Origin of the sequence: Nocardia sp. 852002-20019_SCH5090214, assembly GCF_001665865.1 — a bacterium.
GTDB lineage: Bacteria > Actinomycetota > Actinomycetes > Mycobacteriales > Mycobacteriaceae > Nocardia > Nocardia nova.
Genome location: NZ_LZMK01000138.1, coordinates 1 through 718, shown reverse-complemented (window position 1 = coordinate 718; position 718 = coordinate 1). Strand labels below are relative to the sequence as shown.

General features: G+C 66.3%; 1 protein-coding gene. It reads right to left on the bottom strand.

Going from position 1 to position 718, the window contains the following annotated elements; all coding sequences use genetic code 11:
- Positions 1-445: 445 nt before the first annotated feature.
- Entirely contained in the window at positions 446-583 is a 138-nt protein-coding gene (locus A5780_RS39940) for a hypothetical protein (protein WP_156769464.1), read from the bottom strand.
- Positions 584-718 lie beyond the last annotated feature (135 nt).

Below are 718 nucleotides of genomic sequence, written 5' to 3'. Positions count from 1 at the left end.
GCGCTGTGCTATCCGTTCGCAGCCTCCTGCAACTGACCGAACCGAGCACCGCAACCGCGGCTGACGACGATTCTGGTCCGGGCCCGGCCCCGAGAGTTCCGATCTGCCTGGCCGGGCCCGGCACCGCTCAGCATAGGGCCGTCCGCAACCCCCGCCATGGCCACCGGCCGGAGCCCGGTCGGACCGGGGTGCGGGTCCGGTACCCGAAATGGGGTACGGCCGCCGAGCCGCAGAGCCCCTGAGCGCAGTGCGATGTTTCCTGTCTTTGTGGTTTCCGGTTGGGACGGGTGAGGCACATGATGCGCGGGGCAACCGCACCTGCCCAACCTCCTTCCTTCCGGTCCCATTTTCCGGTCACACCTCTTGCACCACGGCGTGTCAGAGGGGGAGTTTCGTCCGGAAGAAACTTGTAGCCTGGCCGTATGGTCGCCTCCCGGTCGTGTCTTCAGTGCGGAAACCCGGTGACGTGGAAAGGCACCGGAAGACCACCGATCTGGTGCAGCAGCAGTTCGGTGTCTTCCTCGCTGTCGAGCAGGCGATCGATCTGGCGTTGTGCCGAGATCCGCTCCGGCTTGTCGACCACCCGTTCGCGTACGACTTCACGGATGCGTATCCCCGCCTCGTGCCCGCGCCGCCGGCACCTGCTGCTGCACCAGATCGGTGGTCTTCCGGTGCCTTTCCACGTCACCGGGTTTCCGCACTGAAGACACGACCGGGA